This window comes from Coprococcus sp. ART55/1 (assembly GCF_000210595.1).
Lineage (GTDB): Bacteria > Bacillota > Clostridia > Lachnospirales > Lachnospiraceae > Coprococcus > Coprococcus aceti.
The window spans coordinates 1535238-1542753 of sequence record NC_021018.1; the positions used below are offsets into that span (position 1 = coordinate 1535238).

General features: G+C 44.5%; 6 protein-coding genes and 1 pseudogene. 1 reads left to right on the forward strand and 6 read right to left on the reverse strand.

Annotation, left to right across the window (positions count from 1 at the left end):
• Nucleotides 1-717 (reverse strand): DMT family transporter (locus CCU_RS07080; RefSeq protein WP_208896073.1); only part of this gene is annotated, 717 nt, incomplete at its 3' end.
• Between the two features lie 53 nt (nt 718-770).
• On the reverse strand, nt 771-1544 hold the full coding sequence (locus tag CCU_RS07085; protein ID WP_004851542.1) for a hypothetical protein: 774 nt from the start codon (nt 1542-1544) through the stop codon (nt 771-773).
• Between the two features lie 193 nt (nt 1545-1737).
• On the opposite strand from CCU_RS07085, the gene CCU_RS07090 reads away from it, so the two are divergent.
• On the forward strand, nt 1738-2439 hold the full coding sequence (locus tag CCU_RS07090) for a DUF6796 family protein (protein ID WP_004851544.1): 702 nt from the start codon (nt 1738-1740) through the stop codon (nt 2437-2439).
• Nucleotides 2440-2536: 97 nt separating this feature from the next.
• On the opposite strand, the gene CCU_RS07095 is transcribed toward CCU_RS07090, so the two are convergent.
• The 4 genes and pseudogenes from CCU_RS07095 to CCU_RS07110 all read right to left on the reverse strand — a co-directional run.
• A complete protein-coding gene (locus CCU_RS07095) occupies nt 2537-4501 on the reverse strand; it encodes an oleate hydratase (RefSeq protein ID WP_015534101.1) in 1965 nt (654 codons plus the stop codon).
• Nucleotides 4502-4650: 149 nt separating this feature from the next.
• Nucleotides 4651-6501 carry a GGDEF domain-containing protein gene (locus CCU_RS07100; protein ID WP_015534102.1) on the reverse strand — a complete coding sequence of 617 codons (1851 nt, stop codon included), beginning with the start codon at nt 6499-6501 and terminating at the stop codon, nt 4651-4653.
• A 61-nt stretch (nt 6502-6562) separates the two neighbouring features.
• Nucleotides 6563-7123 carry a TetR/AcrR family transcriptional regulator gene (locus tag CCU_RS07105; protein ID WP_015534103.1) on the reverse strand — a complete coding sequence of 187 codons (561 nt, stop codon included), beginning with the start codon at nt 7121-7123 and terminating at the stop codon, nt 6563-6565.
• 121 nt (nt 7124-7244) lie between these two features.
• A pseudogene (locus CCU_RS07110) lies at nt 7245-7516 on the reverse strand (cation-translocating P-type ATPase); the annotation flags it as partial.

Here is a 7516-nt window from a genome sequence, read left to right on the forward strand (position 1 = left end):
AGCCAGATATATGAGCATCAAAACTCCACCTGTGGATACGGTGCTGAGTCTGCCTCCCATGGCAAAACCGGCAGCCGACAGAATAATTCCGCCAACTATAAACTGGTAGCCACTGAGCATAACCGGATTGTGTTTTACCGAATATCGCTTCAGGAACACCGATGAAAATGCATAAGCCACTGTCGACAGAAATATCGCACCCTCTCCTGACAGGCTCATCTGAAAGTTCATTCCGTTCATATTTATGAGGACAACTCCCGCAAATCCAACCAGACAGCCAAGCATCTTCTTTGCAGTGACATTTTCCTGATGGAATATGAATCCTGACACTATGATGGCAACGAATACATTTACTGCCTCTATGATGGACGCCTTGACTCCGCTTGTATGTGCGAGACCTATATAAAAGAACAGGTATTGTATGACTGTCTGCAGCATCGCCAGCCACGCTATCTTGCCGGCGCAGCCCTTCTCCGGCCTGATGAATCTTCCTTCCAGCAGACTTCCAAATATCACGGCAAGAATACCCGCCAGCACGAATCGCATACCTGCGAACAGTATCTGTGACGATGTATCCGCACTCTCTATATTCCACAGTCCATAACCTATCTTTATACACGGAAATGCACTTCCCCACAGCAGGCAGCACAGCATGGCACCGAGCCACACAACACTGGTTTTCTGCATCCATTTGTCGTTTATCTCTATCTTTTTCATATTTACTTCTCTCTCGTGTCTTTTATATCATAGACTAACAACATTATATACGATTATAACTGCCAGTCTATATTCTTTGCATTCTCAGCAAGCAGCAACCTGGTCGCAAGCTCTTCATCATCCAGTTCTACATAGTCACCATTTGCATAATATCTCCACTCGGCTGTCATCTTTTTCCCTGTAAAGTTCGTCTCCCTTATGACCCAGAACTGTTTTGGAGACAATCTCTCCTGATTATTTTTCATCAACGTATAGCACTCTGTGTACTTGCAATTCTTTACTAGTTCCTTGACATCCATAAATGTCTCACGATTCTGAACCTGACATATAAGCAGACTGCAATTCTTCTTTGGTTTTCTCTGTACCCTCTCAATGGATATATCAAACCATGAACACAGTATCATATATATCAATATGTATACAAACAAATATGCTATGGAAAATACGACATCACCTTTATCGCCAATAATCTTGTATAGGAACCATTTATTAAAATAGAACAGGATCACGCCAGTCAGAAATGAACATAAGATCAGATCTGTGAACCACTGGCCGGCTATGATCAGCCCATGTGTGTTACGTGAATCTGATAAAAAGCGCAGTATCCATAGAATCAACAGTGTGCCAACCGCCAACACAAGAGCCGCTATGCCAAGATGCACACCTGAGTCAAATATCCAATGCCAGTTAAGCGGCAATTTTATATGTTTTATATCTTGCAAGAGGTACTGCACATCAGGATTCCACACCGTATTGCCCCAATATATGAATCCCCATACTGCACCTATCACAAATAACAAAATCTCCTTTTTCCATCTTCCCCTCATAATGTACCTCCATTCTTAAGCATCTTTTATTGTATATATATGGAAAGTATATTTTTATACACGAAAAAAGTCAATTTTCTTTCCCCATTGGCGCGACTTGTTTTTGGCAAATATTTCTTCAATTATCTCCTCGTATATGATATGTTCTAGTTAGTTTATGCTAACCATATAGATTATTTACAAGGGGGATTACATGGAACAGAAAGAAAAAATTAAATACCAAAGGAACTGCCTGCTGGGCGCGCTCGGCGCAGCGCTCCTGATCGTGGGGGATCTGTGTATCAGCATAGTACCCGCATCACCCGCGGACAAAGGACTTTATGTGAGGGGGGCATATCTGAACGGGGATTTCCAGCTGTGGAGAGTGGCTCTGCTGCTTGTGACAGGTCTTGTCGGTATGTTCTTCTATGCATTTGGCATAGACGCCATATCGGAGCAGATACTTCCCAAGTACCGCAAGACAAGGGCACTCGTCAAATACGCAGGGCTCATGTATGTCGCGTCCGCCGCGACACTGCATTTTCTCGTGGGAACACTCGCTTACTGGGTAACCTATCTGTCTGAACACATTGGAAGAGAACAGGCCATCGCATATGTTGACGACTACTACAATCTGCTCTTTCCAGCCGTCAGCATAGTGTACATACCTACGGCACTGCTCATGCTCACAAGTCTTATATCGCTGCTGGCAGGCAGAACTGTCATGAAGAGGAGCATGATCGTATTTCACATCATCACATGGCAGCTTATATTTGTGCTCATTCCTGACATCAGACAGGCCATGGGCGCCGACATATCCACACTGGATTATGTATTCAGTCAGGCATCAGGAAACACCGCCTGCCTCATCTGGCTAGTTGCCAGCTTTGTATATTCTAAAAGAAACAGCAATTAACAACCGTCTCCAAACTAATTCAAACATATAAAAAGTTCCATGCATCTGCACCGTGCAGACACATGGAACTTTCTTATTACTCTATATTAACTTCAACCTACAGCATACCCTCTTTTATAATATCGTGGTCTCTCAGTACCTTTTCAATCACCGTGCCCTGGATCTTCTTAAGTATAGGTCTCTTGAGCTTGTTCAGAGGTCCAAGATTTATCTCAAGCGGAGATTTGCCATCCATGAGCTTCACGCTGCTGTCCAGCAGTTCACGGATATCGTACACACTTCCCCACACCTCAGGAACACCTCTGTCCACACCGAGGAGTCCATACACAGCCTCCATGGCTGTTCTCACTGAATACTCTGTGGTGAACACTGTGTCACGAGGAGTGTCGGCGAACTGTCCGAGGAATGCAAAGTTGGTACATCCGTCTGGAATTACGTCCGGTCTGTCGCCCTTTGCTCTAGGCATGAAGAACGCGGTGATATATGGCATCATAGTTGGCACACAGACTGCGCTGTTTGTGGCCAGCTCCTCGATCTCATCCTCAGGCACTCCCAGATGGTAGAGCCACTCCTCTGTGATCTCCTTACCTGTGCAGTCCTTCATAGGCTTCTTGATATAATCGCCCGGAACATCTGTGAACAGGCCATATACCCATACACACACCTTATCCTTGTCCTGGGTCTTGAACTGTCCCTGTCTGTTGATGGTCCAGCTCATCAGCCAGCTTGAATCCTGACAGCTCACTATACCACCCGTGACAACCTTTCCTGTTCTCGGATCACGCTTGCAGATATCCACGATGTATGGGATGATCTTGTCGTCCAGTGTTGTTACTGTGGCCGACTCCCAATTTGTCTTAGATATATCAGAACAGAACTTCTCAGGATGGCCAAATGAAGGATCCTGTGCAGCTATGTTCTTCCACAGGCTCCAGCAGCCGCTTGTCCTGACCTCTGCGTCACCATTTGGCGCATGGTTCTGATCACCGTAGATAGTTCCCTCCGTGCAGCTTCCATTTGTGACAAATACAAGATCATTCTCAGTGAGTGGAATACCCTTCTCAGTCCCATTTACCCTGCACTCGATGGTCTTTGCTATCTTCTTGCCGTCTCTCATGTCAAATATGACATTTGTGACCTCCGTGTTGTACTGGAATGTCACGCCCGCAGCCTCAAGATACTTCACCATCGGAAGGATCAGCGACTCATACTGGTTGTACTTCGTGAACTTGAGGGCCGAGAAATCCGGAAGTCCTGAGATGTGATGTATGAATCTCTGGAAGTAAAGTTTCATCTCCAGCGCACTGTGCCAGTTCTCAAATGCGAACATCGTCCTCCAGTACAGCCAGAATGTTGAATCAAATACCTCATCGTCAAATACATCCTCTATCGTCTTGTCATACAGATCCTCATCCTTTGTCATGAAGAGCTTCATGATTTCCATACAGCCATTCTGGCTCAGATTGAATTTGCCATCTGTGTGGGCATCCTTGCCTCTGTTCACTGTTGCTCTGCACAGTGAGTAATTTGGATCCTCCTTGTTCAGCCAGTAATACTCGTCAAGAACCGATACCCCTGGTGTCTCTATGGAAGGTATACTTCTGAACAGATCCCACAGGCACTCGAAATGGTTCTCCATCTCACGTCCACCTCTCATGACGTAGCCTCTGGCAGGATCAAATATTCCATCGCACGCACCGCCCGCTATATCCATGGCCTCAAGAATATGGATATGTGAGCCCGGCATCTGTCCGTCACGTACAAGGAAGCAAGCTGCTGCCAGTGATGCAAGACCACTTCCCACTATATATGCGTTCTTGTCATCCACGCCCTCCGGCTTTCTCGGTCTGGCAAATGCCTCGTAGTTACCATTTGTATAATAGATTCCCTTACTGTTCTTCTCATGCTTTCCGCGCTCCGTATTGCGGTACTCAGCATGTTCAGCCGCAGCCTTCTCCTTCTGAACTTTTGCCTTATTATGATTTTTAACTGTGAGAGCTGCTGCTCCTGCGCCGGCTGCTGCCACCGCTGCTATTCCGATTCCTAACTTTTTCTTTGACATAAGCAATTCTCCTTTCAGTCTGCCGTCTATCTTTATCTCATGCCTCTATAATAGCTTGCCCAATTTTTATTTCATATTTACAAAAAAGTGGAATGATAAAAATTTTATCATTCCACTCATTTTGTATAAATCTATATTGCATATGTACTCTAGCGATACCTTCTATCGACGCCCTCCTGCCTGTAATATGCCGCCTTGTTCTCGTACATTCTCTCATCTGCAGCCTTGACCATCTCGTCAAATGACTCCCAGTCCTTCTCATCACTTGACACATAGCCACATGATATCGATACGGATTTCACCAACTGTCCAGACCATCCACGCACAACGTCATCAAACTCCTGCTGCACTCTCTTCAGCCTTCTGGTATTTACAAAGATGATGGCTGCAAATTCATCACCGCCCATCCTGTACACCTTACCATAGTTTCCAAAACACTGCTCCATACACTCGGCAGCACCCTGAAGCAGTTCATCTCCAGCCGCATGTCCCAGGGTATCATTCACTGGCTTAAGCCCATTTACATCCATGGACACATACACATATACAGAATCTCCCGGCAGCTCCCTGACATCATCTATATATGCACTCCTGTTATAACATTTTGTGAGCTCATCTGTATAAGACCTTCTTATCAGCTTCTGCTCCCGTTTCTTATCTTCATCTATGTTTCTGGTGGTAAATATGACTTTTAAAGGACGTCCGTCCTCGTCAACATCTATCGATATAAATGACAGTCTGAACCATCCAAGATCCTTCACCATGAACTCACCTGATACAATCTTTTTCTTGATCAGCCTGTCCCCCAGACTATCAAGATCCATGAATTTCTGGGCACTTGCCTGATGTTCATCCACAACCACCTTATGAACGATCTTCCTCATAAGTTCCTTCGCCCCTGCTGCCCGCTCACCAGCCCTCAATATCAGGTCTCCTGCGGTATAGAGGGCAAATGTATCATGTTGAAGATCAAGCATATACATGCTGTAATACATCCCCGACATGGATGTCAATATTGACAGCTGTTCATTTCTCTCCCGGTTCGCACGGATCACCTTCATCACCATGTTTACCACCAGGCCGGCGGCAAAACACAGATACAGTGCCATGATAACCATGATTGCCATATTACTCCGGCTATTCACATCCATTCTATATATGACCCCGATCACATACTCTCCGGATCTTCGGAATACACATCTGTTTCTAAATCCATTAATCCTTCTTATGCCTGTAAAACTGTCTTCATCGTCCGGCAGCATATCATCAGTCACCGAAATGCCGATCTCATCAAGAGTAAGCCCTACTACCGGTTCATATGAACATCCATATATTTCTCCCGATTCGCCATCTGCCACTACAACACTCAGACCATCATACATAGGCATATTGGCAACCACCGTGGATATCTCATTCTGTTTTACTTCATTCAGAAGTCTTCTCGGCTCGATTCCAACCTGTATCATCTTGGTTCCATCATCGTTCCATGTTATTGCATACATCATCTTCTTACCATTTGATGTGTTCGGAGTGACATCCTGACACATGGTGAGATTCTTGTCATCAAGCATCGGCTTGAAATACGCCATCTGCTCCCCGGAATCAAAGCTATATCCAAAATATTCGGGATTGCTACCAGCATATATCACGCCATCCGTATTAAACAAATGCACCTCATCAACAGATATAAGTGCAGCAATCTTGCGGAGCTCATCCACATCATTTGCCACCTCAGGCTTTGCATCAACTATATACGCCACAGCCTTAGCCCTGACCATATAATCTTCCTTGAGGGAGTCTATCAGATCTTCCTCACTTGCCTTATTCTTCTCAATTACATTGCTGACCTGATCCAGCAGCACCTGCGAGGTCCTGTCAAAACTCCTGTTATTGATAAAGCTCAGTATGACCGCCTGGATGACCATAGCAACCAGCACGATCCCCCCTGTTATCAGTATTATCCCCGGCAATCTCTTTTTCATATCTGATGTTCGACTCATAAGTGCTCTCCCGTATATCCCCGTAGTAACAGGTTTCTTTATCCTGATCCATCTTCTGCTTTTACATCTCGATTTCAAAATTATGAATAGAATTTGCTATATTTCCACGAAGCGTGGTGCTAAGCTGCTCCACTATTTTATGATAATCGTCTTTCATCCCCTCGTCTACCCAGTCAAGCATAATTCCAACAAATCCATACTTGTAAAAGTCTGCTATGAACTGCTTATCATTCTCAGAAAGATTATCCCCTGCGCATTTCTCATCCACTACATCCGCTATGAGCTGGTACGACAGCTTATATAGATAGTTTTCTATCTTTGCCTTATCCACCGACCTATATATATTTACGATAAAGGGCTTGTTCTCAAGCACAGCCTCAAACACCTGTATCATGCCCTCCTGCCAGGTATCGTAGGTCTTCTTATCCTTCAGTGCCTGCTTCCCATCCTCTATACACACCCACTCGGCAAGCTCATATATGTCCTGAAAATGATAATAGAATGTCATTCTACTTATCCCGCAGTCTCCAGTGAGATCCGCTATCGTTATCTTGTCAAATGGCTTCTCCTTGAGAAGCTTTTTCAGAGATGCCTCAAGTGCTTTTTTAGTTGAATTTGCCATGCATACCTCCTGTTATCTAAGCTGTTCATATCATCCTTATAAACAAACATACTCATAAAAAACAATGTTGCTTCTTATGAGTATATCTTTATGTTTATTATATTCTTTTTTCGACAATTCTCTACTTAAAAATGTTATATTTCCTTATCTTTCTTCTGATCTTACGTCTGTTCTTCTCGTCTCCAAAGAAGCTGCTGAGCTTTTCAACAAACAGTGTCAAATATCTGAACATAGATTCCGCAGCAAATGCAAATACAACCATGAGCAGGAAACATATGTTGGATATCGACTCTATGGCAAACAGCCTGCCGAGGAAAAGGCCACAGAACAGCAGTCCGATTATGTTGATAAGAAGTACACCATACTTCATCTTGTTGAACGGATGGCTGATCT

What these genes read in the sequence shown, in the direction of transcription:
- CCU_RS07095 (WP_015534101.1), bottom strand. Translation starts at nt 4,501, where the DNA reads ATGTCAAAGAAAAAGTTAGGAATCGGAATAGCAGCGGTGGCAGCAGCC.
- CCU_RS07085 (WP_004851542.1), bottom strand. Translation starts at nt 1,544, where the DNA reads ATGAGGGGAAGATGGAAAAAGGAGATTTTGTTATTTGTGATAGGTGCA.
- CCU_RS07100 (WP_015534102.1), bottom strand. Translation starts at nt 6,501, where the DNA reads ATGAGTCGAACATCAGATATGAAAAAGAGATTGCCGGGGATAATACTG.
- CCU_RS07105 (WP_015534103.1), bottom strand. Translation starts at nt 7,123, where the DNA reads ATGGCAAATTCAACTAAAAAAGCACTTGAGGCATCTCTGAAAAAGCTT.
- CCU_RS07090 (WP_004851544.1), top strand. Translation starts at nt 1,738, where the DNA reads ATGGAACAGAAAGAAAAAATTAAATACCAAAGGAACTGCCTGCTGGGC.